Source organism: Pseudonocardia phyllosphaerae (genome assembly GCF_046546475.1).
GTDB lineage: Bacteria > Actinomycetota > Actinomycetes > Mycobacteriales > Pseudonocardiaceae > Pseudonocardia > Pseudonocardia phyllosphaerae.
The window spans coordinates 180,936-206,050 of the sequence record NZ_JBKGXS010000009.1 but is presented as its reverse complement, the minus strand read 5'-3'; the positions used below and the strand labels follow the sequence as shown (position 1 = coordinate 206,050).

Genomic DNA, 25,115 nt, shown 5'->3' with positions numbered 1-25,115 from the left:
GTATCCTGCGACCCCTGAAGTTAACCACACCGACTCAGTCGGTCCCTAACCGGGGGGTCTCACTGTCCGCGGGGCCTGTTGGCCGGGCCTCGGTGGGCCCGTCCTGTCCGGCTCTCTCGCTGACAAGAAATAAGTTACGGCATGCCGCCAGGGCTCGTCAAACCGGGGTCGGAAAACCCCGCTGACCTGCGGAAACTCGGCTCAGGGCCGCGCAGGACCGCGGACGAGCCCGACCCTGTCACGCGACGAGCGGTCGCGCTGACGAGCTCACCTCGGATGGTGCTTGACCAGGAGCGATCGCGCAAGAGGTGGCCACAGATCGACCCCCTCCGAGTGCCCTCGGACGTCGTTCGTCGTGCGTCGCCCTCGGCGCCCACGAGTTTCAAGATTTTTTTCGACCGCCCGCCGTGGCCTCGAGGCGCGACGAGCGGTCGATCTTCGGCGTGCCTGGCGACGGCGCCCTGACCTGGGCCGAGCTGGGAACGATCATCGTGGACGAACGGCCGCTCGTCGTGCGGACCGCCTGAGTACCCGTTGTGGGCTCCGGCCACGCGTCCGCTCGCGCCTCCGGCGGGTCGCGTGGCGTCAGGGCGCCCGGGGCGCCGGCATCGTCGGGGACCGCGGAGTGCCGGGGAGAGCCGCGTCGTGGCATGTGGGCCGGCCCGTACTCCCCCCGCGCGTCCGGAGCACGGGTTTCGTTCCGGGACGAGGCGTCACGGCCTCCGGGGTCGGCCGATCGCGACGAAGCAAGGGAGACGAAGCAAGGGAGCAGTCGACCCGGTGGCGGGTACTGGACGGCGGGGAGGGTCCGGCCGCGGGGCGGTGATCACCCGGCTCGCACGCGGCCCGGAGAGGGTGTGGCGGCCCGGGGACCGAGAGGGGCGGCGGGACGGCGGCGCCCGGACCATCGGCGGTGTGGTCGTCGAGCGGGTTGCGAGGTGACCCTTCGGCGGAGCGGGCGTCTCCCGCACACGGTCGCCGCGCGGGAGACGGCTGCACGGCGGACCGTCCCGGCTGCAGGACGGCCCGCGGCTCAGTTGGTGGAGGCGATCTCCGCGGCCGCACCGGCGACGCGCAGGTGCTGGGCGCGGGGCTGGTCGTCGTCGTACTCGACGACGTCGGCGACGATCGCGGTGATGTTGTCCGGTCCCCCGCCTTCGTTGGCGAGCTCGATCAGCCGGGACACGACGTCGTTCGGCTCCGCGTCGGCGGCGGAGAGCTCGGCGAGCAGGGTGCGGTCGTCGAGCACGGCGGTGACGCCGTCCGAGCACAGCAGGAACCGGTCCCCCGCGAGGATGTCGACGCGGTCGAGGTCCGGCTCGGGCTCGTGGTCGGTGCTCAGCGCCCGCATGAGGACGGAGCGGCGGGGGTGGTGCGCCGCCTCCTCGAGCGTGATCTGCCCCTGGTCGACGAGCTGCTGGACCATCGTGTGGTCGTGGGTGAGCTGGTCGAGCTCGCCGCCACGCAACCGGTAGATGCGCGAGTCGCCGATGTGGGCCAGCGCGAGCTGCTCACCGGTGAGGAGCAGGGAGACGACCGTCGTCCCCATCCCCCGGGTGTCCGGGTCGGCCGCGGCGCGCTCGCCGAGCCGGTCGGTCGCGTCGACCAGAGCGTTGGTCATCTCCGCCGCGAGGTCGATGTCGGCCAGGTCCTGCGGCAGCCGCGCCTCCATCTCGGTGAAGGCCTCGACGGTCACCGCACTCGCGATCTCGCCGTGGGCGTGCCCACCCATGCCGTCGGCGACGATCAGCAGCCGGCCGGTCGTCGCGCCGGAGTCCTGGTTCGACGTCCGGCGGCGACCGACATCCGACCCGATCGCGGATCGCAGTCCCAGAGCCATGGGCACAGTATGGACGTCACGGTTCCGGACCGTCGCAGGCCGGGCCCGTTCGGCGGCTGCTTCCACCGGACGGATGGTGTCCGGGCGCGACGAACGGGCCGCCCGACACGGACCGCACACGGTGGTTGCTTGCCTCCGCCGCTACCGTTGGACCTGCGCGGGACGGCCCGCGCGGCTCGCCCCCGTAGCTCAGCTGGATAGAGCAAGAGCCTTCTAATCTCTAGGTCGCAGGTTCGAGTCCTGCCGGGGGCGCACACCACCAGGTCAGCGGGCCCGCAGGCCCCGCGCGTCACGATCGACCCCACGCCTACCTACCGGTTTCCCTCCCCGACGCGGCACATCGTCAGTATTGCTCCATCAATATTGATGAGGCAAGATACTGTCCGTGCCCCCGGATCCAGCCCTCACAGTCCACGAGCTCGCCACCGAGCTGACCCGCGCCGCCGACACGATTCTCGATGCGCGCCAGGGAATCTCGTTCGCCCGCTACCGCACCCTGCGGGCCCTGCGCCAGGACGGTGCCGCCACGCAGCACGAGCTCGCTGTGCGGCTCGGGATCGGCGACGCCGCCGTCAGCCGCACCCTGCCCGGGCTCATCGAGGACGGCTGGTGCGTCGTCGACCCCGACCCCGACCACGGCCGGCGGCGGCGCGTGCAGCTCACCGGGGCCGGGGCCTCCGTCGAACGCGATTGTTCGGCCGAGCTCGCCACCGCCTTCCACGGAGCGGCGTCGGACGCCGGCGTCGACGTCGAGCCGTTCCTCGCCGCGGCAGCGGCGCTCACGAGACAGATCCGTACGTCCCTGGACCGGTCACCCCGCTGAGAGGATCACCCGTGCCGAGAACCGACACCGACCTGCACGTCCCGCCGATCGATCCCGAGCTGCAGGCCGCGTTGGACGCGGCCGGGATCTCCACCGTCGCCGTCGGCATCACCGCTGACACGATCGTCGACGAACGCGCCGCGGTGGACGCGCTGACACCGTCGTACGACGAGATCGCGGCCGACCCGCGGTTCACCGTCGACGAACGCACCGTGCCCGGCCCTCCGGACAACCCGCGACTCACGGTGCTCGTCGCCCGCCCCGCCGACGCCCGGTCCGGCACCCCGGTCCTGGTCACCCAGCACGGCGGCGGCCTGATCACCGGCACCAGCCGCTTCGGGCTCCCCGACACCCTCGATCTCGCCGCGGACCTCGGTGCCGCCGTGGTCTCCGCCGAGTACCGGCTCGCGCCCGAGCACCCCCATCCCGCCGCGCACGACGACGCCTGGGCCGCCCTGGTCTGGACCGCGGCCAACGCCTCCGCGATCGGCGCCCGCGCGGACGCGCTGATCCTGCACGGCGGCAGCGCCGGCGGGAACCTCGCCGCGGGTCTGGCGCTGCGGGCCCGCGACACCGGCGCCGTCGACGTCCGCGGGCTGCTCCTGCTCTACCCCATGCTGGACGACCGCACCGCCACGGTCTCGGCCCACCGGATGCAGGGCCGCGGCGTCTGGGACGCCACGTCCAACCGCACGGCCTGGGCCGCCGTGCTCGCCGGTCGCGCACCGACGCCGTACGCCGCTCCGGCCCGCGCCGAGGACCTCTCCGGCCTGCCGCCGGTCTACCTCGAGGTCGGGTCCGCGGAGACGTTCCGGGACGAGACCGTCGACTGGGCGCAGCGGCTCTGGGCCGACGGCGGCGATGCGGAGCTGCACGTCTGGCCCGGTGCGGTGCACGGGTTCGAGCTGTTCGCACCCGGCTCGGTGCTCGCACGTCGTGCGCGGACGGCCCGCCGGGAGTGGGCGCAGCGCGTGCTCGGCCCGGCCTGACACACGACACCGCCCGCACCGGCGGACCGGTGCGGGCGGATCGGTGCGGGCGGATCCGGAGGAGCTGCAGTCGGTTGACGATCTCGTGCAGCTGCGCGTTCCCGCACACCTCGAAGATCGAGATGCTGGCGTACTCCCCAACACAGCGCTGACGACAGCGATGCCCGTGACGCCGGCACCGCCAACGTAGGATCCGCCCATGGCGGAGCGGGCGGACGGACGGGACCTGGCCTCGATCACAGGGCTCCTGTCCTACCGGTTGTCGCGGACGTCGTCGGCGATGTCGCGCAGCGCGGCCCTGCGCTACCGGCGCGACTACGGCGTCAGCCTCGGTGAGTGGCGAGCGATAGCCCTGATCGCCTCGGACCCGACCCTCACGCTGAACCGGCTCGCTCGGCGGGCCGGACTGGACAAGGCGCAGATGAGCCGGGTCGTGACACGTCTGAGTGAGCGGGACCTCGTCGCCCGCACGGCCGGCAGCGGCCGGACGTCCCAGCTCGCGCTGACCTCCGAGGGAACCCGCGTGTACCGGGGACTGATCGCCGCCGCGAACGAGCGGGACGTCGCCTTCCTCCAGGCACTCACGCCCGAGGAGTCCACGGTGCTGCTGAGCGCACTGGACAAGCTGGCGGACGTCGCATTCGCGATGGAGGAGTCCGAACGGGCCCGGTGACCCCGCCGTCACAGACCGGGTCAACCCCCCGCCGGACCGCCGACGCCCCGCACGACTCCCGAGTCGTGCACGACCCGTCCCCCGACGACGGTGAGCACGGCGTCGGTGCCGAGCAGCGCGCCTTCCGAGGCCTCGACCGGGTCGGTGTCGAGCACGACGAGGTCGGCGAGCGCACCCGCGGTCAGATGTCCCTTGCGGTCCGCGGTGCCTTCGAGCCGCGCCGGGGCCGTCGTCCACAACCGCAGCGCCTCGGTCCGGGTCAGCACCTGTCCCGGTTCCAGGTCCCCGACCGCGTACGGGCCCGGGACCCCGCTGAACGTCGCGACACCGCGACGCCAGTCGGGCCGGGTGACCGGGGCGTCGGAACTGTCCGCGACGCAGACGCCCGCGTCGAGCAACGCCCGCGCCGGGAACGCGTCCCGCCAGCGCTCCTCGCCGAGAACGGCGACCATCGACGGACCGCTGCCGGTGCGCATCAGGGAGCTCGTGATGACGCCGATGCCACCGTCGGCCAGCCGCGGGAGGACCTCGGTCGTCAGGAACGTGCCGTGGATGAGGACGTGCCGGGCCGCGGGCCACGGATCGTCGGCTGCGGCCGCCTCGATGGCATCGACGACGGCGTCGGCCGCGCGATCCCCCGTCACGTGGACCTGGACGGACACCCGCCTGCCGTGCGCGGTCGCGACCAGCGCGGACAGCGCCGCGACCCGTTCCGCCACGGTCGCGCCGGTCGTCACGAGGTCGCCGTGCCCGCCGCGCGGATAGGGCCGGTGCATCCACGCCGTGCAGTGGGTCGGCACCCCGTCGGCGAACAGCTTGACGCCGCCGACGCGCAGGATGTCGTCACCGGAGCCGGTGACGGGACCGGACTCCGCGAGGTCGCGGGACAGCCCGTCGGCCGTGCTGGTGGGTGAGGGCCAGTCCCAGTGCCGCAACGCACTGACCCGCACCGTCATCCGGCCGGAGGCGTGCAGCTCGCGGTAGTCGTCCCAGATCTCGGGGGTGACGACGGGGTCGGTCAGGCTGGTGACACCGAGCCGGTTCAGCCGGGCCATCGCCCGGACGACGGCGTCCAGGCGCTCCTCGCGGCTCGGGACGGGCACCAGGCGGGCGACGAGATCCTGGGCGCTCTCGACGAGGATCCCGGTCGGTTCACCGTCGGCGTCGCGGACGATCTCCCCGGCCGGCGGGTCCGGGGTGTGCCGGGTGACCCCCGCCCGGCACAGCGCCTCGGTGTTCGCCCACACCGAGTGCGACGACGCGTGGTGCAGCACCGCGGGACGGCCGCCGGTGACCGCGTCGAGGGTGCGGCGGTGCGGTGCGCTCCCCCGCGCGAGCTCGGCGACGGTCGTCTCCCGCCAGCCGCGCCCGACGACCCACTCACCCGCCGGTGCCCTCTGCACTGCTGCCTGCAGCGACGCGAGGTCGCCGGCCCCGGAGAGGTCGACGCAGAACTCCGGGGCGGCCAGCGCCCACCACACCAGGTGCAGGTGCGCGTCGTTGATCCCGGGGAGCACGGTGCGTCCGTCGAGCTCCCAGTACCGGGCGCCCGGCCGCACGACCGCGCTCACCTCGGACTCCGACCCCGCGGCGAGCACCAGGCCGTGCCGGATCGCCAGCGCGTCCACGACCCGATCGTCGCCGGTGAAGGTGCGGATCCGCCCGCCGCGCAGGACGACGTCGGAGGTCACGCCGGGTCCAGGACGGGAACGGCCGTCGGCTGCCGGGGCTCCTCGGCCGGCACGACGATCTCGTGGCCGGGATGCCAGGACACCATCACCTCCTCGCCGAGGGCGTACCTGCCCGAGTCGTCCACCGGCTGCACCGCGCAGCCGCGGCCACCGTCGAAGTGACGCAGCCAGATCCGGAGGTGGTCGCCGAGGTAGGCGACATCGGTGACCCGGGCGGGCAGCCGGCGCTGCCCCGGCGGGACCTCGTTCTCCGTGCGGTAGAGGGCGATCCGCTCGGGGCGGACCACCGTGACCTGCCCCGGGGCGAGGCACAGCCGGTTGGACTCCCCGACGAACTGCGCGACGAACAGTGTCGCCGGACGCTCGTAGAGCTCGCTCGGGGTGCCGACCTGCTCGATCCGCCCCTCGTTGAACACGGCGATGCGGTCGGACAGGGTCAGCGCCTCCTGCTGGTCGTGGGTGACGAACAGGAACGTCATGCCGAGCTCGCGGTGCATCCGGGCGATCTCGCGCTGCAGCTGGTCGCGCAGTTTCTTGTCCAGCGCTCCGAGCGGCTCGTCCATCAGCAGCGCCCGCGGCCGGTAGACGACCGCACGGGCCAGTGCGACCCGCTGCTGCTGGCCGCCGGAGAGCTGCCGCGGCAACCGGTCGCGGACGCCCTCCAGACCGACCATCTCCAGGATCTCGGAGACCCGGCGCTCGACCTCCGCCTTGGGCACGCGGCGCCGGGCGAGGCCGAAGGCCACGTTCGCACCCACCGTGAGGTGCGGGAACAGCGCGTACTGCTGGAAGACGACCCCGAGATCGCGTCGGTGCGGCTTCAGGCGGGAGATCTCCTGTCCGTCGACGGTGATCGAGCCCGCACTCAGCGCGGTGAAGCCCGCGATCATCGACAGCATCGTCGTCTTGCCGGAGCCCGACGGCCCGAGGAACGTCATGAACTCTCCCGCCCCGATGTCCAGCGACACGTCGTCGACGGCCGGACGGTCGGTGCCGGGGTAGGCCTTGGTCACGTGGCTGGTGGTGATGCCGTGACCGGTGGTGGCGGTGGTCTGGCTCATCGTGGCCTCCGTCGTCGGGCGATCTGGGGGATCAGCAGCAGCGCCGTCGTCAGGACGACGATCACGCTGGACGCGGCGGCGATGGTGGGGTCGATCTCCAGGACGATCGACTCGTACATCGCCACGGGCAGGGTCTTGATGTCCGGGGTCTGCAGGAACAGGGCGATCACCACCTCGTCGAACGACGTGGCGAAGGCGAACACGAACCCGGAGACCACCCCCGGCCCGACCAGGGGCAGGATGACGCGGCGCGCGGTGGTGACCCGGCCGGCCCCCAGGCTCGCGGCGGCCTTCTCGACCGTCGCGTCGTAGTTCGCCAGGCTGGTGTGCACCGAGGTGATCACGAACGGCACCCCGAGGACGGCGTGGGCGAGGACGAACCCGAGCAGCGTGCCGTTCAGCTGCCAGCGCAGGAACACGCCGTACACCGCGATCGCCACGACGATCCCGGGCAGGATCATCGGTGCCATCAGCAGCTGCCGCACCGCTCCGCGGCCACGGAACCGGCTGCGGTCCAGGCCGAACGCGGCGGCGGTCCCGACCACGGTCGCCAGCACCGCGGCGAGCAGCGCGACCTGCAGCGAGTTGGCCAGCGACGCCAGCCACTGCCTGCTGGTGAAGAACTCGGCGTACCAGCGCACGGACCACCCGGTGGGCGGGAACTCGAAGGTGGACCCCGAGCCGAAGCTCATCGGCAGGACGACGAGTGTCGGCGCCACCAGCAGGAAACCGACGGCCGCGACCCAGAGCCGCAGAGCCCAACCGAGATGCCGTTCGCGCGCGGCGGCCCGGGGCACCGGCGGGGCCGCCGTGCGGTCCCGTGGTGGGAGGGCGACCGGTGTCGACAGCTCAGCCACGGTCGACACCTCCCGCGGTGGCGGCGTACATCGGACCGGCCACCCTGCCGAGCAGGGCCAGCACGATCAGCGTCACGACGAGCAGGACGGCGCCGAGTGCACCCGCACCGCCGAAGTCCAGCAGGTCGTTCACCCGGGTACCGATCACCTGGGCGACGAGTGCCTGCTGCGGTGTGCCCAGCAGCGCCGGGGTGATGTAGAAGCCCAGCGACATGATGAACACGACCGACACCCCGGCGAGCACGCCGGGCAGCGACAGCGGCAGGTAGACGCGCAGGAACGCGACCGGACGCGGGGCCCCGAGGCTGGTCGCTGCGTCGACCAGGCGTCGGTCGATCCCCAGCATCGTGTTCTGCAGCGGCAGAACCATGAACGGCAACATCACCTGCACCATCGCCACGGTCACTCCGGTGACCGAGCCGAGCAGCACCACGCCGTCGAGACCGACCGCGGCGAAGGCCCGGTCGATCAGACCGTCCCGCTGTTCGAGCACATACCAGGCGAAGTTGCGTGCCATGACGCTCGTCCAGAACGGCATGAGCACCAGCAGCAGGAGCAGCCCACGCACACGTGCCGGGACCCGGCTCATCGCGAATGCGTAGGGGTAGGCGATCACCAGGGTCACCAGCGTGACCACCAGCGCGACGCGCAGGGTGCGGAGCACGACTCGGATCTGCACCGCGTCGCCGAGGACGGAGAGGTAGTTCCCGAACCCCGGTTCCGGGTCGGAGACGCTGCGCCACAGGATGATCGCGAGCGGCCAGAAGAAGAAGACCAGCAGGAGGGCAGCGGCCGGCAGCAACAGCCATCCGTTACGGGACCGGGTGCGTACGGCAGCAGCGCCGGCCGTGGCCTGCGGTGCGCTCGCGGCGCTCATCCGGTCGTCCAGTCCGACCACGCCCGGACGACGCGCTCACGGTTCGCGGCCCACCAGTTCACGTTGCTGAGCACCCTCTGGCCCTTCCTGTCGTCGCCCCAGATGTCGAGCTCCCGGCCGTACGGCGACGACGGCCTCGGCGCCGTCGCGTTCGCCGGCCCCACACCGGCCGCGTCGGCGAAGGCCGCGGCCTGCTCCTGCCCGGAGGCGAAACGGATCAGGTCCCTGGCGGCGTCGGGCCGTCGTGATCCCCGGGGGACCACCAGGACGTCCCAGGTCACCGGGGTCGGAATACCCGGTACGACCTTCCAGCCGGTCGCACCGGACTTGAGCAGCGAGTACGCCCGCGCACTGACGATCAGGGCGAGGTCGGCCTGCCCGCCCGCCATCCGCTGCTGCTGGTCGCCGTAGGTGCTCGCAAGCGTGAGCTGCGGACGGATGCGGTCGTAGACCGACAGCGCCCGGGGCACGTCGAGCGGGTAGAGACGGTCGGCGGGAACACCGTCGGCGAGCAGCGCGGCCTCCAGCGTGCCGACGCTCGGGTCACCGCCGTAGACGACCCGCCGGCCCGGGAACGCGCGCGGATCGAAGAAGTCCGCCAACCGCGTCGGCGGGTGGTTGCCGTACTTGCGGGCGTCGTACATGAACATCATCCCGAACAGGGCGGCGGGGACGCCGCAGCGGGACACCGACCCGGCCGGGAAACGGTCCGCGTAGGCACTCGAGTCGATCGGTTCGAGAAGGGTGCCGCAGTTGGCTGCCGCGACCGACGCGTCGGTGTCGACGACGTCCCAGGTCACCTTGCGCGCCTCGACCATCGCCTTGAGCTTGGCCGTGCTGGACGGTCCGTCGATCGTGATGGTCGTGCCGGTGCGCTGCTGGTAGGGGTCGAGCCAGGCCGAGCGCTGCCCGGCCTGGTAGGCGCCCTGTCCATAGGACACGAAGACCAGCGAGTCGGCGCCGCCCTCCGACACCGCGCACCCCGAGACGAGCAGGGACGACAGCAGCGCCATCGGGAGGAGCTTCCGGAACCGGGAGGACACCGCGCCCTCAGCCCGCAGCAGCCACGACGTTGCGGCAGAGCACCTCGGCGAGCCGGTCGATCTGCTCCTCGGTGATCACCAGCGGTGGCGACAGGACGATGGAGGTCCCCGAGGCCCGGACGACGACACCCTCGGCCCGGCAGCCCGCCTGGACCGGCGCGGTCGGCAGGTCCTCGAACTCGATGCCGAGCATCAGGCCGACGCCGCGCACCTCCCGGACATGGGGCAGGTCGGCGAGCGGCTCGAGGGCCGTCCGGAGTCGCTCCCCGAGCTCGGCCGCCCGTGCGAGCAGCCCCTCCCGCTCGATGATGTCGATGTTGGCGAGCGCGACCGCGGCACCGACCGGGTGCCCGTTGTAGGTGAATCCGTGGAAGAAGGTCGCCCCGTCGGCGAGTTCCAGGACGCGCCGGCCGATGAGCACCGCGCCCATCGGGATGTAGCCGCTGGACAACCCCTTGGCGGTCACGATCATGTCCGGCTCGATGCCGAAGTGGTCGCTGCCGAACCAGTGTCCGGTCCGGCCGAAGGCGGTGACGATCTCGTCGACGATCAGCAGGATGCCGTGCCGGCGCAGAACCTCCTGGACCCGCGGCCAGTAGTCCTCCGGCGGCGGCACCATCCCGCCGACGCCGAGGACGGGCTCGCCGATGAACGCCGCGATCCGGTCGGCGCCGATGGTCTCGATACGCTCCTCCAGCTCGCGGACCAGCAGATCCGTCGCGCCGGGGCCGTGGGCGATGCCGTGCGGCTTGCCGAGGAACTCGACGTCGGGCAGCAGGGGCCCGTAGCCCGCCCGGAGTCCGTCGATCCCGGTCGCGGCCAGCGATCCGGCGCCCATGCCGTGGTAGCCGCCCTGGCGGGCGAGGATCACGGTGCGCTCGGGCCGACCGGCGTGGTGGAAGGCCAGCCGGCTGAGCTTGATCGCCGTCTCGGTGCCCTCGGAGCCACCGTTGGTGAAGAAGACGCGCTCGATGCCCTCGGGGGCGATCCCCAGCAGGCGGTCGGCCAGCCGGATGGCCGGTTCGTTGGAGTAGTCCCCGAACGAGGAGTAGAACTCCAGCGTCCCGATCTGGCGGGCGGCGACCTCGGCGAGCTCGGTGCGGCCGTGCCCGACCGGGCACTGCCACAGCCCGCAGGTGCCGTCGACGTACTCGTTGCCGTCGGTGTCCCACAGCAGGGCGCCCTCGCCCCGGGCGAGCACGAGCGGCTCCTGGGGTGCGCCGATCACCGTGTGCGGGTGGATCAGGCTGCGACGGTCCAGGTCGGCGAGCGCGGCGGTGTCCGCCGGCTTGGGGCCGGGCCGTTCGGTGGTGCTGGTCATGGACGACACCTCTCGGTCTGGGCGTGGCAGGAACGGGGCGGGGCGTGCGGCGGGTTTCGGACGCGGAACGTCGGGAGCGGGATCTCAGAAGCGCAGGGCGACGGCCTTCACCTCGGTGTAGGCCTCGATGCCCTCGCTGCCGCCCTCGCGTTCCTGTCCGCTGTTCTTCTGCCCGCCGAACGGCAGCTCCGGACGCACCGGGGACGGTTCGTTGACGCCGATGACGCCGAACTCGAGCCGGTCGAGCAGCCGCCAGATGCGGCGGAGGTCGGAGCCGAAGACGTAGGCGGCCAAGCCGTATTCGGTGTCGTTGGCCAGCTGCGCGACGTCGTCGGAGTCGCCGTAGGTCTGCACGGCGAGAACGGGGCCGAAGGTCTCCTCGCGCGAGATCAGCATCTGCGGGGTGACACCGGTGAGGACCGTCGGCAGGTAGAAGTTGCCGGCCAGGCCGGTCTCGGCCGGTGCGCCCCCGATGAGGACGGTCGCACCCTGTTCGACGGCGTCGGCGACCTGGCGCTCGACCTTCTCCATCCCGGCGCGGTCGATCAGCGGGCCGACGGTGGTGCCCTCGGCGTCCCCGCGCCCGACCCGCAGGGCCGCGACCTTCTTCTCGACGAGCGCGAGCAGGTCCGCCGCTACGTCCTCGTGGACGTAGAGCCGGTTGACCGCAGTGCAGCTCTGCCCCGCGTTGAAGAACTTGCCTGCGACGACGCCAGCGGCGGCCGCCTCCAGGTCGGCGTCGGGCAGCACGACCGCGGGCGAGTGCCCGCCCAGCTCCAGCGACGTGCGGCGGAGCCGATCGCCGGTGCGGCGCAACAGGCCCAGCCCGACCTCCGTGGATCCGGTGAAGCTGACCTTGCGCAACCCGGGACCGCTCAGCAGGGCGTCGACGAGCTCGGCGGGCCGGGTGGTCGTGAGGGACTGCAGCACGCCGTCGGGCAGACCGGTCGACTGCAGGATCTCCAGCAGCGCGGTCGCGATCAGCGGGGTCTGCTCGGCCGGCTTCGCGATCACCGGGCAGCCCGCGGCGAGTGCGAGGGCCACCTTGCGGGCGAGCATGCTGGCCGGGAAGTTCCACGGCGTGATCGCCAGCACGGGTCCGACCGGGCTGCGCAGCACGAGCCCGGGACCGGCTGCGTCGGATGGAGTCACCCGGCCGTAGGCGCGCCGGCCCTCCTCGGCCGCCCACTCCAGCATCCGGGCCGCGCCGCTCAGCTCACCACGTGCCTCGGCCAGCGGTTTCCCGTTCTCCCGGCTGAGCAGGACGGCCAGCTCCTCGCCCCTCTCCCGGACGACTGCCGCGGCGGTCCGCAGGTGACCGGACCGGACCTCGGGCGCGAGCTCCGCCCAGCCACGAGCGGCGGCGACGGCCGCCTCGACCGCGATGCGGGCGTGGTCGGGTCCGGCGTCGGCCGCGGTACCGATGACCTCGAGGCTCGCGGGGTCGACGACCTCGAACGTGACCGGAGCGGTCTGCCACGTCCCTGCGATGAGCAGTGTCGCGACGGGGGTGTCGGGCATCCGGGAACCTTCCGATCGGTGGCGTACGGCCCACGGCGGCGGCGGTGGGCGAGACCGAGTCTGATCCCGACCTGTTGAGCAAGTCAACAGATCGGACCCGCATTTCGGCGATGTTGCGAGCAAGTCTCGTTCGCAGGCTTGCCACTTCCCTGCGGACTCCTGTTGTTTTTATCAACATGGCCGTGTACTCCTGGACCGGAGACAGGAGGTTCCGATGACCGGTCATCCGGACGACGTCACGATCTGCGAGTGCTTCGCACGCGACGGGCTGCAGCACGAACCCGTCTTCGTCCCCACCTCGACCAAGGTCGCGTTGCTCGACCGGTTCGTCGCCGCGGGCTTCACCCGGATCGAGGCGACCAGCTACAGCCACCCGGAGCGGGTTCCCGCCTTCGCCGACGCGAGCGACGTCCTCGCGCGGATCCCGCGCGTCCCCGGGGTCGCCTACAAGGCCACCTGCCCCAACCCTGCGGCGGTGCGCCGGGCGCTGGCCGACCTCGACGCGGGCCGCGGCGCCGGCGAGCTGAGCTTCCTGGTGTCGGCCAGCGAGAGCCACACCGAACGCAACCTGCGAACCACCCGCGCGGGGCAGTGGGAGCGGATGGCCGAGATGGCCGACCTCGCCGGCGACCGGTTCCGGATCGTCGGTGTGGTGTCGGTGGCCTTCGGCTGCCCGTTCGAGGGCGCCGTCGACCCGGGCCGGGTGGCCGCGGACGTCTCCCGGTTCGTCGAGCTCGGCGCGGACGCGGTGACCCTCGGTGACACCACCGGCGTGGCCACTCCCACCACCGTCGCGACGCTGTTCGGCCGGTTGGAACGCGAGCACCCGGATCTGCCGCTCGTCGCCCACTTCCACAACACCCGTGGGGCCGGCGTCGCCAACGCCGTCGCCGCGCTCGACGCCGGGTGCAGGCACTTCGACAGCGCACTCGGCGGAGTCGGCGGCCATCCGGCGTCCATCGGTTACGGCGCCGGGCTGACCGGCAACGTCTGCACCGAGGACCTGGTGTGCCTGTTCGAGTCGATGGGCGTGCGCACCGGCCTGGACCTGGACGCCCTGGCCGCGGCGTCGGCCGCATGCGAGGAGGCGCTCGGCCGCCCGCTGCACAGCATGGTCGCCCGGGCCGGTTTCGCCCCGAACGTCGTCCCCGCCTGAGCCCGAGGAGAAGCAGAGATGACCGCACCGACCACGGCCGGCGTACTGGTCGTCGAGGACCGTCCCGTGGGACACGGCGTCGTCCGTGTGCTGACCCTGAACCGGCCCGCGAAGCTCAACGCCCTCGACACCCCGCTCACCCGTGCACTGTGCGAGGCCTTCGACGCGGCCGACCGCGATGCCACGGTCCGGGCGCTGGTACTGACCGGTGCCGGCCGGGGTTTCTGCTCCGGCGCCGACCTCGGTGAGTTCGCCGGACTCACCCCGGACGAGCCCGGCCCGGTGCTGGAGCGTGCCGCGCTGACGGCGACGGTCCAGATCCGGATGCAGCAGCTGTCGGTGCCGGTGGTGTCCGCGGTGCGCGGCGTCGCGGTCGGCGGCGGAGCCGGGCTCGCGATCGGCGCGGACATGACCGTCGTGGGCGAGGACCTGCGGTTCGGCTACCCCGAACTCACCCACTCCATCGTCCCCGCCCTGGTCATGACCGGGCTCGTCCGCCAGCTCGGTCGCAAGCAGGCCTTCGAGCTGATCAGCACCGGCCGGATGCTCACCGCCCAGGAGGCCCTCGGTTACGGCCTCGTCAACCAGGTGGTGGCGCCCGATGAGGTTCTGGACGCGGCTCTGGCCGTCGCCGAACGCTGGGCCGCGGCCGAGCCTCGGGCGATCGCCGCCGCGAAGGACCTCTTCTACCGCGTCGCCGACCTTCCGACCGAGGCCGCGATGCGTGCCGGTCAGGACGTCAATGCGCTGATGCGGGGGTTCCGCCGATGAGCGTTCCGCCGCTGCAGGGCATCACGGTGCTGGACTTCTCGCGGGTGCTCGCCGCCCCGATGGCCACCCAGATCCTCGGTGAGCTCGGCGCCACCGTGATCAAGATCGAGCGCCCCGGCTCCGGCGACGAGACCCGGTCGTTCGAACCTCGCCTCCCGCACGGCGAGAGCGCCTACTTCTTCGCGTTCAACCGCGGGAAGCAGTCGGTCACGCTCGATCTCAAGGACGAACGGGGACGCGACGTGGCCCGCCGCCTGGCCCGCTCCGCCGACGTCGTCGTCGAGAACTTCCTGCCCGGGGCGATGGACCGGCTCGGGCTGGGTTACGACGCGCTGTCCGCGGACAACCCGGGTCTGGTGTACGTGTCGGCCACCGGGTTCGGCCAGACCGGACCGGACAGCGCGCGCAAGGGCTACGACACCGTGTTCCAGGCGCTGTCCGGGATCATGGCGATGACCGGCGAGGCGGACGGTCCCCCGGCCAAGGTCGGTGTCCCGGTCGCCGACCTCTCCTCCGGACTGTGGGTGGTCATCGCCGCTCTCACCGGCCTGGCAGGCCGCAGCGCCGGCGGCCGCGGCCGTCACCTCGACGTGTCCATGATGGACGTGCAGCTGAGCCTGCAGGCGCTCAACGCGGGTCGGCTGTTCGCCCTGGACGAGGACCCCCGCGCGACCGGCACCGAGCATCCAGGCCGGGTGCCGAGCGCAGCCTTCGAGGCCGCGGACGGCGGCTGGCTGCACATCAGCGGCAGCGACCAGCACTGGGTCCCGCTGTGCACCGTTCTCGGTCTGGACGAGCTCGCCGCCGATCCGGACCTGCGGTGCAACGCCGGCCGGGTCGCCCGGCGCGACCGTGTCATGGCCGGGATCCGTGGAGCCGTCGCCGCCCGCGACCGGGATCCGCTGGTGAAGGAGCTGCAGGCCGCGGACGTCCCGGTCGGCGAGGTCCGCACCGTGCGTGAGGCGCTCGGCTCCCCGCATGCGACGGCCCGCGGCGCCGTCGGGCACTTCGAGCACCCGAGTGAGGGCCGGTTCCCCGCCCTGCGCACCCCGCTGCGGGAGGCATCGGCCGAGCCGGTCGCGGTCGCGACCCCACCTCTGCTGGGCGCCGACACCGAGGATGTGCTCTCCGGGGCCGGTTACTCGGCCGCGGAGATCGACCTGCTGCGTCGCGACGGGGTGGTCGGATGACCAGCAGAGTGCACGTCGAGGTCTCCGGCGGCACTGCACACGTCGAGCTGACCCGGCCCGAGGCCCGCAACGCCGTCGACCTGCCGATGTGTCTCGAGCTCCGCGCCGCGTTCGAGGACCTCGACGCCGACGAGTCCGTCCGGGTCGTCCTGCTGTCCGGGCGCGGCCCGGTCTTCTGCGCGGGTGCGGACCTCAAGGAGCGCACCGGCCGCGACGCCGCGTGGGTCCGGCGCCGCCGGCAGGCCTCGTTCGCCGCCTACGCCGCTGTCGAGGCCTGCTCCCGACCGGTGGTGGCCCTGCTGCAGGGCACCGTTGTCGGGTCCGGCGGTGAGCTGGCGCTGGCCGCCGACTTCGCCCTGGCCACCGACGACGTGACGTTCCGCTTCCCCGAGCCGCACTGGGGGACCGTCGGCGCCACCCAGCGGCTCCAACGCGCGATCGGCAGACGCCGGGCGAAAGAGCTGCTCTACACCAACCGTCCGATGAGCGCCTGTGAGGCTGTCGACCTCGGCGTCGTCAGCAAGCTGGTCCCGGCGGCGGATCTCGTCACGGCGGGCTTCGACACCGCCGCGCGGATCGCGAAGGCTCCCCCGGCGGCGATCGCGCTGACCAAACGGGCGATCGACCTCGGCGCCGAGACCGATCTGGACCGCGGGATCCGGATCGAGATGGCCGCCATCGAGCAGAACCTCGCCGACGGCGACTGGCAGGCGGGTGTGTCCCGGTTCCGGGAGCAGCACGACACGCAGAAGGGTCGGCGATGAAGCTCGAGGGTGTGTGCCCACTGACCGTCCACGAGGCGCTCGACCGTGCCGCGGCCTTCGCACCGGACGTCGAGGCCGTGGTCACCGCCGAGGAGCGGATCACCTACGGCGAGCTCGCGGAAGAGGTCGCGCGGATCCGGGCCGCGCTGGTCGCGGCCGGTATCGGTCGGGGTGACCGGGTCGGCCTGGCACTGGGGAACGGTCCGTGCTGGGTCGCGTTGTTCCTCGCGCTCGGCTCCGTCGGTGCCGTCACGGTGCCGGTGAACACCCGGCTGACCGGCGACGAGATCCACTACACGCTCGCCCACGCTGCCGTCTCGACCCTCTTCACCGCGGACCGGGTTCTGCGGGTCGACCTCGCTGACCTGTTGCGCGACATGGGGATCGGCACCGACGGCCGATGCCGGTCGCTGCCGGCGCTGCGCCGAACCGTCGTGGTCGGGTCCGCACAGGGATGGGGGACGCCGTTCCGGGAGTTCCTCGCCGGTGCCACCGACGGCGCCGAGCCCACGGCCGGCCCCGACGACGTGCTGCTGGTCCAGTACACCTCGGGCACCACCTCGCGCCCGAAGGGCGTACTGCTCACCCACCGCAGCATGTGTGCCGACGCGTTCTTCTCCGGTGCCCGGATGGGCCTGCGGCCGGGAGACCGCTTCCACTCCGCCCGGCCGTTCTTCCACGTCGCAGGCAGCACGCTGTCGGTGCTGGCGTCGATCCAGCACGCCTGCACGCTCGTCACCATGGCACGGTTCGAGCCCGTCGAGGCCCTGCGGCTGCTGGAGGCCGAGCGCTGCAGCCACTTCTCCGGCAACGACACCATCGCGCTGCTGCTGCTCAACCATCCCGAGCGGGACCGGCACACCCTGCACCTGCGCGGGGCGTGGGTGGCCGCGTCGCCGACGGTGATCCGCCGGGTCATCGACGAGCTGGGAGCCCGGGAGTGCGTCGCCGGATACGGGTTGTCCGAGGCCTCCCCCAACGTCGCCCAGTCCGCATGGTGGGAGCCGGAGGAGCTTCGCGCGTCGGGGGCGATGGCTCCCGAACCCGGTGTCGAGGTCCGGATCCGCAGCGCCGAGGGGCACGACTGCGCCCCCGGCGAACCCGGGTCCATCGAGGTCCGCGGCTGGAACGTCATGCAGGGCTACCTCGACGACCCGGCGCGGACCGCCGAGACGATCGACGCGGAGGGCTGGCTCGCCACCGGCGACCTCGGCGCGCTCGACGCGTCCGGCCGGCTGCACTTCGTGGGCCGCACCAAGGACGTCATCCGGGTCGGCGGGGAGAACGTGGCGCCCGCCGAGATCGAGGATGCACTGCACCGCCACCCGTCGGTCCGTCAGGCCGCCGTCGTCGGGGTCCCGGACGAACGGCTGGTCGAAGTGCCGTTCGCCTTCGTCGTCCTCACCGAGTCCGAGGTCGTGACACCGGAGGCGATCCTCGAGTGGGCCGGCGGCCACCTGGCCCGGTTCAAGCTGCCCCGGCACCTGCGCGTGGTCGAGGGGTTCGAGGACATCGGGATGACCGCCAGCTCCAAGATCCAGAAGAACAAGCTCGCGGCGCACGCCCGACTGCTGCTCGAGCAGGCGACGGGATGATCCGCACCCGGTTCACAGGGCTCGTCGGCACCGAGCTGCCGATCGTGCAGGCCGGCATGTCCTGGGCGTCGTCCTGCTCCGCGCTGCCGCTCACGGTGAGCGGGGCGGGTGGGCTGGGGGTGGTCGCGGCCGGACCGATGCGCCTGCCCGATCTCGCGCGGGTCCTCGACGAGATGGCATCCGGCACCGACCGGCCGTGGGCGGTGAACCTGCCGCTGTACCGGGCGGGCGCCGACGAGGTCATCGACCTGCTGCTGCAGCGGCCCCCGCCGGTGCTGATCGCGTCGCAGGGCGGGCCGCGCCGCTACCTCGACCGGTTCCACGCCGCCGGGACCGTCTGCCTGCACGTGGTCGCCGGGGTCGAGCACGCGGCCAAGGCCGCGGCCGCCGGCGTGGACGGTCTCGTCGTCGTCGGCGCCGAGGCGGGCGGGCACCCGCCGCCGGCCATGGTGACCACCCAGGTGCTGGTCCGTGCGGTGGCGACCGCCGTTCCGGAGATCCCGCTGGTCGCCTCCGGCGGGGTGGCAGACGGGGCGGGGCTCGCGGCGATGATCGCGCTCGGCGCCGACGCCGCCCAGTTCGGCACCCGGTTCCTGGCGACGCCCGAGTCCTCGGTGCACCCCGCGTACAAGGCAGCGGTGGTCGGCGCGGCCGTCGAGGACACCCGCACCGTGGGACACGGCCTGGGTCTCATCCGCACGCTCGCGAACGACTTCACCGCGCGGATGGCCGAACTCGAGGAACAGGGCACGGACCTGGAGTCCCGGCGGACGGCGTTCACGGCGTCGACCCTGCGGGACGCCGCGCTCTCCGGCGACGTCGCCGGCGGCAAGGTCGAGGCGGGACAGTCCGCCGGTCTGGTGTCGGAGATTCTGCCCGCCGCCGAGCTCGTCGCGCGGATCGCCGAGGAGTACCGGGCCGCAGTGGCACGGCTCGACCGGGCCTGACCCGGACACGACGCCGCCCGCACCGGCGGACCGGTGCGGGCGGATCGGGAGGAGCGGACGGCTCAGGACGCGTGGATGTCCGACGGGTGCGTCGTCAACGGCGTCACCGTGATGTCCATGTACGGGAACAGCGGCAGCCCGCTGACGATCTCGTGCAGCTGCGCGTTCCCGTCGACCTCGAAGATCGAGATGTTGGCGTACTCCCCCACGCAGCGCCAGATGCTGCGCCAGTGCCCGGAGCGCTGCCACTCCTGCGAGTAGGCCTTCTCCCGGGCGAGCAGCTCGCTGCGCGCGTCGGGATCCATGTCCGGCGGGAGGTTCACGTCCATGCGGACGGCGAAGAGTTCGCTCATGCGGGGTCCAGCGGGAAGTCGTAGGTGACCTGCACACCCGCACCGGAGGAGGCCGGCTGCGGGTCGAGCATCAGCTCGGGCTTGACGGCCTGGGCGACGTCGTCGTCGGTGTAGTCGCCGCCGACGAAGTACAGCTGGGTCGTCACCGGGGCCTTGCCCTCGGCGGTCACCTTGAGGTGCAGGTGCGCCGGGCGCCACGGGTGCCAGCCGGCCGCGGCGATCAGCCGGCCGCAGGAACCGTCGGTCGGGATCTGGTACGGCGCGGGCTGGATGGTGTGGAACGCGTAGTGCCCGTCGGCGCCGGTGCGGATCTGCGCGCGCAGGTTCCACTCCGGGATGCCCGGGGCGAACTGGGAGTAGTAGCCGGCGTCGTCGGCGTGCCAGAGCTCGACCAGCGCGTTCTCCAGGGGCGTGCCGTCGAGGTCGGACACGGTGCCCTGGAACAGCAGCGGGGTGCCGGCCTCGTCGTCGCGCATCGGGACCTCGGCCTCGCTCGCGAACTCCGGGGCACCGGGGATGTAGTACGGGCCCTCGATGGTGCCGACGGCGCCCTTGCGGTCGGCGTGCGCGACCTCCTCGACGACGTGCTCGACGAACACGTCGAGGAACAGTGGCCACTCGCCGGTCTCGCCGACCGAGATCAGCCACGCCTTGAGCGCGTCGTACTCCTCGTAGGTCACCTGGTGGCGCCGGATGACCTCGTGCAGCGCGCCGAGCGCGTCCTTCGCGATCGTCGAGACGCGGTCGTGGTCGACCGGCCCGCTGCTGCCGCGCTCCTTGCGCGCGAACGTCGCCGTGGCGTTGAGCCCCGAGCCTGCGGCGGTCGCCTGCTCCTCGGTCGTTCCGGTGTCCTGCTCGGTGGTGGTCATCGGGTCACTCCTCGACGCTGCGATGGTTGCGGGACGGTGGTGCGTCAGTCGGTGCGGTAGTGCGCGAGCTTGTCGGGGTCGATCTCGATCCCGAGACCCGGGCCGGGCCGGACGGCCAGCTCGCCGCCGTGGATCTCCAGCGGCTCGGCGAGCAGGTCGTCGGCCATGTCCAGGAAGTTCGACAGCTCACCGGCGCGGCGGGCGCTGTGCCGGTGAGCGGCCCCGAACGCGACGGTGCAGGCGGTGCCGATCTGGCCGTCGATCTGGTTGCCCATCACGACCTCCGACCCGAGGCCCTCGCACTGGTGCAGTACCCGCTGCGAGGCGGTGAAGCCGGTCCGGGCGGTCTTGATGCTGATCATCGTGGCGGCGCCGTCGAGCAGCTCGCGGGTGACCTGGCCGCTGGTCACGGCGCTCTCGTCGGCGACGGTCGGGACGGTCGTGCGGGCGGTGAGCCAGCGCCGGCCGAGCACGTCGTCGGCGGGGCAGAGCTCCTCGGACAGCGTCAGGTCGAGGTCGGCCATCGCGTGCAGCGCCCGCGCCGCCTCCGACGGCGTCCAGCCGCGGTTGCCGTCGACGTAGAGCTCCACGTCCGGGCCGAGTGCCTCGCGCAGCGCACGGCAGGCGCCGACGTCGACCGACACCGGCCGGCGGCCGACCTTCACCTTGAACGTGGTGATGCCGTAGGTGTCGCGCACCCGCTCCGCCTCGGCGACCATCGCCCCGTCCGGCGCGAACCCGACCATGTGCGAGACCCGCATCCGGTCGGAGTACCCGCCGAGCAGCTGGGTCACCGGCAGGTCGAGGGTGCGGCCGAGCGCGTCCCAGCAGGCCATGTCGACGGCGGACTTCGCGGCCGGGTTGCCGACCGTGCGGTCCAGCCGGGCGTGCACCACCTCCCGCTCCAGCAGCGAGAGCCCGACGAGCTCGGGGGCGAAGATCTGGTCGATGACGGCGCGGATCGACGCCTGGGTCTCGCCGTAGGTGTAGGGCCGCGGCGGGGCCTCGGCGACGCCGACGACGCCGTCGTCGGTGTGCACCCGGACGAGCACGTGGTCGGCCTCGTGCACCTCACCCGAGGCGAAGCGCAGCGGCTTGCGGTACGGGATGGTGAACGGGACGGCCTCGATCGCGACGATCTTCACCGATGTCCTCCGGGGACGGGGTCGAGCGCGGTGGGCGGAGTGTCCGTCGGCGAGACGAAACCGTTGTCCTCCAGCGCGGAGACGAGCGTGCGGATGGCGGGGGCGTCGTCGTCGGCCCGCCAGGCGAGCGCGAGGTCGACGGAGGCGTCGTCGGCGATGCCCACGAAGCGGACACCCTCGATGCGCAGGGCGAGCACGGACTCGGGCAGCAGGGCGATGCCCAGTCCGGCCGCGACGAGCGTCAGCATCACCGAGGTCTCGGCGACCTCGTGCGCGCGGTGCGGCAGGAACCCGGCGGCCAGGCAGGCCTCGGTGACCGCGGAGGCGACGACGGACTCCTTGGCCGCGTAGACCACGAACGGCTCGTCGCGCAGCTCACCGAGCCCGACGGGGCCTGCGCCGGCGAGGCGGTGCCGGTCGGGCACCGCGGCGACGAGCTTCTCCCGCGCGATCGGCCGGGTCACCAGCCCGGTGCGCGACACCGGCGGGCGCAGCAGGGCGACGTCGATGCGGTCCTCGGTCAGCGCGGACTCGCTGGCCGGGGTGAGCAGGTCGGGGACGAACTTGAGCACGATGCCGGGCGCCTCGCGGGCGACGATCCGGGCCAGCTGCGGCAGCTGCTTGTAGGCGGCCAGGCCGGTGCTGCCGACGCGGACCAGGCCGCTGCGGCCCTCGGCGATCTGCTGCACCCGCTCCTGGGCGGAGCCGACCGACTCCAGGATCCGCAGGGCGTCGCGCAGCAACGCCTCCCCCGCCGGGGTCAGGTCGACCTTGCGGGTGGTGCGGGTGAACAGCGTCGCCCCGATCTGGGACTCCAGCTGGCGGATCGCCTGGGACAGCGGGGACTGGTTCATGTGCAGGCGCTCGGCGGCCTGCCCGAAGTGCCGCGTCCGGGCGACGGTCACGAAGTACCGGAGCTGCCGGATCTCCACGTCGCCTCCCGGGCTCGTCCGCTGTGACCGGACCGACGATAGGAGCGACGCTTCAGTGACACAAAGTCCTGATCGATCTCAATTGAGATCTTCGGAGTCTCAGTCCCTCACAAGCTCCACCGGCGTCAGCCGCTCGGCCAGCTCCTCCTCGGTCGTCCCGAACAGCTCCAGCGCCCGCATCCGGCCGGACTCCAGGGCGAAGGTGCCGTAGTCGGTGTAGACGCGGTCGATGCAGCCCAGCCCGGTCACCGGATACGTGCACTCCGGCACCAGCTTCGGGGTGCCCTGCTTGTCGAACAGGGTCATGACCGTCCACACCCGCTTGGCGCCGATCGCCAGGTCCATCGCCCCGCCGACGGCCGGGATCGCGTCCGGCTCGCCGGTGTGCCAGTTCGCGAGGTCCCCGGACACCGACACCTGGAACGCACCGAGCACGCAGACGTCGAGGTGACCGCCGCGCATCATCGCGAACGAGTCCGCCTGGTGGAAGTACGCGGCACCGGGCAGCTCGGTCACCGGGACCTTGCCCGCGTTGATCAGGTCCGGGTCGGTCTCGTCCTCCGACGCGGCCGGGCCCATGTTGAGCATGCCGTTCTCGGTGTGCAGGACGACGCCGGAGCCCTCGGGCAGGTGGTCGGCGACCAGTGTCGGGCGCCCGATGCCGAGGTTGACGAACGCGCCGCCGGGGTTGGTCTCCACGATGTCGCGGGCGACGGCGGCGGCGATCTCGTCCTTGTCGCGCGGGGTGCTGCGCGGGGCCGGTGCGGTGGTGGTCATGCGATCCCCTCCTGCTGCTGTCCGGCCACGGAGTCGGCGGCCACGATGCGGTCGACGTAGATCCCGGGGGTCACGACGGTCTCCGGGTCGATGTCCCCGGTGGGGACGACCCGGTCGACCTGCACCGCGACGGTCGACGCGGCGGTGGCCATCACCGGCCCGAAGTTCCGCGCGGTCCGCCGGTAGACGACGTTGCCCATCCGGTCCGCGAGGTGCGCCTTGACCAGCGCGAGGTCCCCGGAGATCGGGTACTCCAGCACCTGGGTGCGGCCGTCGATCTCGCGGGTCTCCTTGCCCTCGGCCAGCAGCGTGCCCGCCCCGGTCGGGGTGAAGAACGCGCCGATCCCGGCCCCGGCTGCGCGCAGCCGCTCGGCGAGGTTGCCCTGCGGCACGACCTCCAGCTCGATCCGCCCGGACCGGTAGAGGTCGTCGAAGACCCAGGAGTCGGCCTGGCGAGGGAAGGAGCAGACGACCTTGCGGACGCGGCCGGTGGCGAGCAGCGCGGCCAGGCCGGTGTCGCCGTTGCCGGCGTTGTTGGACACCACGGTCAGCTCGCCTGCGCCCTGGCGGACGAGCGCGTCGACCAGCTCGACGGGCATGCCTGCCATGCCGAAGCCGCCGACCAGGACGGTCGCGCCGTCCGGGGTACCTGCGACGGCGTCGTCGTAGGTCTCGCAGATGCGGGCGGTCACGCGCGCGCTCCCTTCTCGTTCTCCAGCACGACGGCCAGGGCCTGCCCGACGCCGATGCAGATCGCCGCGACGCCCCAGCGGTCGCCGGACTCGGCGAGCCGCTTGGCCAGCGTGCCGACGACTCGGGCACCGGACGCGCCGAGCGGATGCCCGATCGCGATCGCGCCGCCCTTGGTGTTGACGATCTCGGGGTCGATCCTCCACGCGTCGACGCAGGCCAGCGACTGGACGGCGAAGGCCTCGTTGAGCTCGACGGCGGCGACGTCGTCCCAGCCGATCCCGGCGCGGGCCAGCGCCCGCTCGGCCGCCTCGACCGGGGCGATGCCGAACTCCTGCGGGTCACGCGCCGACGTGCCACGCCCGGCGATCCGGGCCAGCGGCTCGCCGCCGATCCGGTCCGCGGCGGCACCGGACCCGACGAGGACGGCGGCGGCGCCGTCGTTGAGCGGGCTGGCGTTGCCCGCGGTGACGGTGCCGTCCGCGCGGAAGGCGGGCTTCAGCCCGGCGAGCTTCTCCGGGGTGGAGTCGTCGCGGACACCCTCGTCACGGACCAGGTCGGTGTCCGGGACGGCGACGACGAGGTCGTCGTAGAACCCGTCCGCCCAGGCCTTCCCGGCGAGCCGGTGGGAGCGGGCGGCGAACTCGTCCTGGCGCTCGCGGGAGATGCCGAAGCGGTCGGCGAGCTGCTCGTTGCACTCCCCCAGCGACGCGGTCCACTCCGCGGGCATCCGGTCGTTGACCAGGCGCCAGCCCAGCGTCGTGGACACCGCGGTGAGGTCACCGGCCGGGAAGCCCTTCGCGGGCTTGGGCAGCACCCAGGGTGCGCGGGTCATCGACTCCACACCGCCGGCGACGACGACGTCGGCGTCACCGGTCTCGACCGCACGCGAACCCTGCAGCACCGCGTCGAGCGACGACCCGCAGAGCCGGTTGACGGTGGTCGCGGGCACCGAGGTCGGCAGCCCCGCGAGCAGCACCGCCATCCGGCCCACGTCGCGGTTGTCCTCCCCGGCCTGGTTGGCGCAGCCCCACACGACGTCGCCGATCTCCGCCGGGCCGAGGCCGGGCGCCGTCGCCAGCACCCCGGTCAGGGCGGTGGCGGCGAGGTCGTCGGGACGCACCCCGGCCAGCCCGCCCCGCAGGCGGCCGAACGGGGTCCGGGTGGACGCGTAGACGTAGGAGGTGGTCACGGACTCCACGCTAGGAACCGGCACTCATCACGTCCAAT

24 protein-coding genes and 1 tRNA gene are annotated in these 25,115 nt (G+C 72.7%); 10 read left to right on the top strand and 15 right to left on the bottom strand.

The genetic code is table 11. The features are described from left to right. Positions 1-1,033: 1,033 nt before the first annotated feature. On the bottom strand, positions 1,034-1,840 hold the full coding sequence (locus ACLE50_RS18925; protein ID WP_410944914.1) for a PP2C family protein-serine/threonine phosphatase: 807 nt from the start codon (positions 1,838-1,840) through the stop codon (positions 1,034-1,036). A 178-nt stretch (positions 1,841-2,018) separates the two neighbouring features. On the opposite strand from ACLE50_RS18925, the gene ACLE50_RS18920 reads away from it, so the two are divergent. The 4 genes from ACLE50_RS18920 to ACLE50_RS18905 all read left to right on the top strand — a co-directional run bounded on the left by ACLE50_RS18920 (position 2,019) and on the right by ACLE50_RS18905 (position 4,325). Next, positions 2,019-2,092 (top strand) — tRNA-Arg (locus ACLE50_RS18920). Between the two features lie 133 nt (positions 2,093-2,225). Then, the gene (locus tag ACLE50_RS18915) at positions 2,226-2,663 is read left to right on the top strand and encodes a MarR family winged helix-turn-helix transcriptional regulator (protein WP_410944913.1); all 438 of its coding nucleotides are present in this window, start codon (positions 2,226-2,228) and stop codon (positions 2,661-2,663) included. Positions 2,664-2,674: 11 nt separating this feature from the next. Then, entirely contained in the window at positions 2,675-3,652 is a 978-nt protein-coding gene (locus tag ACLE50_RS18910; RefSeq protein WP_410944912.1) for an alpha/beta hydrolase, read from the top strand. A gap of 199 nt (positions 3,653-3,851) precedes the next feature. Further along, on the top strand, positions 3,852-4,325 hold the full coding sequence (locus tag ACLE50_RS18905) for a MarR family winged helix-turn-helix transcriptional regulator (RefSeq protein WP_410944911.1): 474 nt from the start codon (positions 3,852-3,854) through the stop codon (positions 4,323-4,325). Positions 4,326-4,345: 20 nt separating this feature from the next. On the opposite strand, the gene ACLE50_RS18900 is transcribed toward ACLE50_RS18905, so the two are convergent. From ACLE50_RS18900 to ACLE50_RS18870, 7 genes are all read right to left on the bottom strand, one after another. Beyond that, the gene (locus tag ACLE50_RS18900; protein ID WP_410944910.1) at positions 4,346-6,016 is read right to left on the bottom strand and encodes an amidohydrolase; all 1,671 of its coding nucleotides are present in this window, start codon (positions 6,014-6,016) and stop codon (positions 4,346-4,348) included. Beyond that, positions 6,013-7,077 carry an ABC transporter ATP-binding protein gene (locus ACLE50_RS18895; RefSeq protein WP_410944909.1) on the bottom strand — a complete coding sequence of 355 codons (1,065 nt, stop codon included), beginning with the start codon at positions 7,075-7,077 and terminating at the stop codon, positions 6,013-6,015. The genes ACLE50_RS18900 and ACLE50_RS18895 overlap by 4 nt, the downstream gene beginning before the upstream one ends. Further along, positions 7,074-7,934 carry an ABC transporter permease gene (locus tag ACLE50_RS18890; RefSeq protein WP_410944908.1) on the bottom strand — a complete coding sequence of 287 codons (861 nt, stop codon included), beginning with the start codon at positions 7,932-7,934 and terminating at the stop codon, positions 7,074-7,076. The genes ACLE50_RS18895 and ACLE50_RS18890 overlap by 4 nt, the downstream gene beginning before the upstream one ends. Further along, complete coding sequence (locus ACLE50_RS18885) at positions 7,927-8,811, bottom strand: ABC transporter permease (RefSeq protein ID WP_410944907.1); 885 nt, start codon at positions 8,809-8,811, stop codon at positions 7,927-7,929. The genes ACLE50_RS18890 and ACLE50_RS18885 overlap by 8 nt, the downstream gene beginning before the upstream one ends. Beyond that, positions 8,808-9,824, bottom strand: a complete 1,017-nt coding sequence (locus ACLE50_RS18880) for an extracellular solute-binding protein (protein WP_410944906.1) — start codon at positions 9,822-9,824, stop codon at positions 8,808-8,810. The genes ACLE50_RS18885 and ACLE50_RS18880 overlap by 4 nt, the downstream gene beginning before the upstream one ends. Before the next feature lie 37 nt (positions 9,825-9,861). Beyond that, entirely contained in the window at positions 9,862-11,175 is a 1,314-nt protein-coding gene (locus tag ACLE50_RS18875) for an aminotransferase family protein (protein WP_410944905.1), read from the bottom strand. 84 nt (positions 11,176-11,259) lie between these two features. After that, a complete protein-coding gene (locus ACLE50_RS18870) occupies positions 11,260-12,696 on the bottom strand; it encodes an NAD-dependent succinate-semialdehyde dehydrogenase (protein ID WP_410944904.1) in 1,437 nt (478 codons plus the stop codon). Positions 12,697-12,910: 214 nt separating this feature from the next. On the opposite strand from ACLE50_RS18870, the gene ACLE50_RS18865 reads away from it, so the two are divergent. Genes ACLE50_RS18865 through ACLE50_RS18840 form a run of 6 tightly spaced genes read left to right on the top strand, consistent with a single transcriptional unit; the run spans position 12,911 to position 19,119 of the window. Next, positions 12,911-13,852 carry a hydroxymethylglutaryl-CoA lyase gene (locus tag ACLE50_RS18865; RefSeq protein WP_410944903.1) on the top strand — a complete coding sequence of 314 codons (942 nt, stop codon included), beginning with the start codon at positions 12,911-12,913 and terminating at the stop codon, positions 13,850-13,852. 18 nt (positions 13,853-13,870) lie between these two features. Further along, on the top strand, positions 13,871-14,623 hold the full coding sequence (locus tag ACLE50_RS18860; protein ID WP_410944902.1) for an enoyl-CoA hydratase/isomerase family protein: 753 nt from the start codon (positions 13,871-13,873) through the stop codon (positions 14,621-14,623). Further along, on the top strand, positions 14,620-15,813 hold the full coding sequence (locus tag ACLE50_RS18855; RefSeq protein ID WP_410944901.1) for a CaiB/BaiF CoA transferase family protein: 1,194 nt from the start codon (positions 14,620-14,622) through the stop codon (positions 15,811-15,813). The genes ACLE50_RS18860 and ACLE50_RS18855 overlap by 4 nt, the downstream gene beginning before the upstream one ends. After that, positions 15,810-16,577: an enoyl-CoA hydratase/isomerase family protein gene (locus ACLE50_RS18850; RefSeq protein ID WP_410944900.1), complete on the top strand. Its 768-nt coding sequence runs from the start codon at positions 15,810-15,812 to the stop codon at positions 16,575-16,577. The genes ACLE50_RS18855 and ACLE50_RS18850 overlap by 4 nt, the downstream gene beginning before the upstream one ends. Beyond that, complete coding sequence (locus tag ACLE50_RS18845) at positions 16,574-18,172, top strand: AMP-binding protein (RefSeq protein WP_410944899.1); 1,599 nt, start codon at positions 16,574-16,576, stop codon at positions 18,170-18,172. The genes ACLE50_RS18850 and ACLE50_RS18845 overlap by 4 nt, the downstream gene beginning before the upstream one ends. Further along, positions 18,169-19,119 carry an NAD(P)H-dependent flavin oxidoreductase gene (locus ACLE50_RS18840; RefSeq protein WP_410944898.1) on the top strand — a complete coding sequence of 317 codons (951 nt, stop codon included), beginning with the start codon at positions 18,169-18,171 and terminating at the stop codon, positions 19,117-19,119. Before ACLE50_RS18845 ends, ACLE50_RS18840 begins: the two co-directional genes overlap by 4 nt. Positions 19,120-19,181: 62 nt before the next feature. Here ACLE50_RS18840 and catC read toward each other — a convergent pair whose 3' ends face one another. The 7 genes from catC to ACLE50_RS18805 form a co-directional block, all read right to left on the bottom strand. Next, on the bottom strand, positions 19,182-19,472 hold the full coding sequence (gene catC / locus ACLE50_RS18835) for a muconolactone Delta-isomerase (protein WP_410944897.1): 291 nt from the start codon (positions 19,470-19,472) through the stop codon (positions 19,182-19,184). Then, entirely contained in the window at positions 19,469-20,341 is an 873-nt protein-coding gene (gene catA / locus ACLE50_RS18830; RefSeq protein ID WP_410944896.1) for a catechol 1,2-dioxygenase, read from the bottom strand. Before catA ends, catC begins: the two co-directional genes overlap by 4 nt. Positions 20,342-20,385: 44 nt before the next feature. Beyond that, positions 20,386-21,486, bottom strand: a complete 1,101-nt coding sequence (locus ACLE50_RS18825; RefSeq protein ID WP_410944895.1) for a mandelate racemase/muconate lactonizing enzyme family protein — start codon at positions 21,484-21,486, stop codon at positions 20,386-20,388. Next, entirely contained in the window at positions 21,483-22,418 is a 936-nt protein-coding gene (locus ACLE50_RS18820) for a LysR substrate-binding domain-containing protein (RefSeq protein WP_410944894.1), read from the bottom strand. Before ACLE50_RS18820 ends, ACLE50_RS18825 begins: the two co-directional genes overlap by 4 nt. Before the next feature lie 99 nt (positions 22,419-22,517). Next, positions 22,518-23,195 carry a 3-oxoacid CoA-transferase subunit B gene (locus ACLE50_RS18815; protein WP_410944893.1) on the bottom strand — a complete coding sequence of 226 codons (678 nt, stop codon included), beginning with the start codon at positions 23,193-23,195 and terminating at the stop codon, positions 22,518-22,520. Continuing rightward, positions 23,192-23,887: a 3-oxoacid CoA-transferase subunit A gene (locus ACLE50_RS18810; protein ID WP_410944892.1), complete on the bottom strand. Its 696-nt coding sequence runs from the start codon at positions 23,885-23,887 to the stop codon at positions 23,192-23,194. Before ACLE50_RS18810 ends, ACLE50_RS18815 begins: the two co-directional genes overlap by 4 nt. Next, positions 23,884-25,077, bottom strand: coding sequence for a thiolase family protein (locus ACLE50_RS18805; RefSeq protein ID WP_410944891.1), 1,194 nt, complete (start codon positions 25,075-25,077; stop codon positions 23,884-23,886). Before ACLE50_RS18805 ends, ACLE50_RS18810 begins: the two co-directional genes overlap by 4 nt. Positions 25,078-25,115: the final 38 nt, after the last annotated feature.

What these genes read in the sequence shown, in the direction of transcription:
- ACLE50_RS18845 (WP_410944899.1), top strand. Translation starts at nt 16,574, where the DNA reads ATGAAGCTCGAGGGTGTGTGCCCACTGACCGTCCACGAGGCGCTCGAC.
- ACLE50_RS18895 (WP_410944909.1), bottom strand. Translation starts at nt 7,077, where the DNA reads ATGAGCCAGACCACCGCCACCACCGGTCACGGCATCACCACCAGCCAC.
- ACLE50_RS18885 (WP_410944907.1), bottom strand. Translation starts at nt 8,811, where the DNA reads ATGAGCGCCGCGAGCGCACCGCAGGCCACGGCCGGCGCTGCTGCCGTA.
- ACLE50_RS18850 (WP_410944900.1), top strand. Translation starts at nt 15,810, where the DNA reads ATGACCAGCAGAGTGCACGTCGAGGTCTCCGGCGGCACTGCACACGTC.
- ACLE50_RS18905 (WP_410944911.1), top strand. Translation starts at nt 3,852, where the DNA reads ATGGCGGAGCGGGCGGACGGACGGGACCTGGCCTCGATCACAGGGCTC.
- ACLE50_RS18880 (WP_410944906.1), bottom strand. Translation starts at nt 9,824, where the DNA reads ATGGCGCTGCTGTCGTCCCTGCTCGTCTCGGGGTGCGCGGTGTCGGAG.
- ACLE50_RS18815 (WP_410944893.1), bottom strand. Translation starts at nt 23,195, where the DNA reads ATGACCACCACCGCACCGGCCCCGCGCAGCACCCCGCGCGACAAGGAC.
- catA (WP_410944896.1), bottom strand. Translation starts at nt 20,341, where the DNA reads ATGACCACCACCGAGCAGGACACCGGAACGACCGAGGAGCAGGCGACC.
- ACLE50_RS18870 (WP_410944904.1), bottom strand. Translation starts at nt 12,696, where the DNA reads ATGCCCGACACCCCCGTCGCGACACTGCTCATCGCAGGGACGTGGCAG.
- ACLE50_RS18855 (WP_410944901.1), top strand. Translation starts at nt 14,620, where the DNA reads ATGAGCGTTCCGCCGCTGCAGGGCATCACGGTGCTGGACTTCTCGCGG.
- ACLE50_RS18860 (WP_410944902.1), top strand. Translation starts at nt 13,871, where the DNA reads ATGACCGCACCGACCACGGCCGGCGTACTGGTCGTCGAGGACCGTCCC.
- catC (WP_410944897.1), bottom strand. Translation starts at nt 19,472, where the DNA reads ATGAGCGAACTCTTCGCCGTCCGCATGGACGTGAACCTCCCGCCGGAC.
- ACLE50_RS18840 (WP_410944898.1), top strand. Translation starts at nt 18,169, where the DNA reads ATGATCCGCACCCGGTTCACAGGGCTCGTCGGCACCGAGCTGCCGATC.
- ACLE50_RS18875 (WP_410944905.1), bottom strand. Translation starts at nt 11,175, where the DNA reads ATGACCAGCACCACCGAACGGCCCGGCCCCAAGCCGGCGGACACCGCC.
- ACLE50_RS18925 (WP_410944914.1), bottom strand. Translation starts at nt 1,840, where the DNA reads ATGGCTCTGGGACTGCGATCCGCGATCGGGTCGGATGTCGGTCGCCGC.
- ACLE50_RS18865 (WP_410944903.1), top strand. Translation starts at nt 12,911, where the DNA reads ATGACCGGTCATCCGGACGACGTCACGATCTGCGAGTGCTTCGCACGC.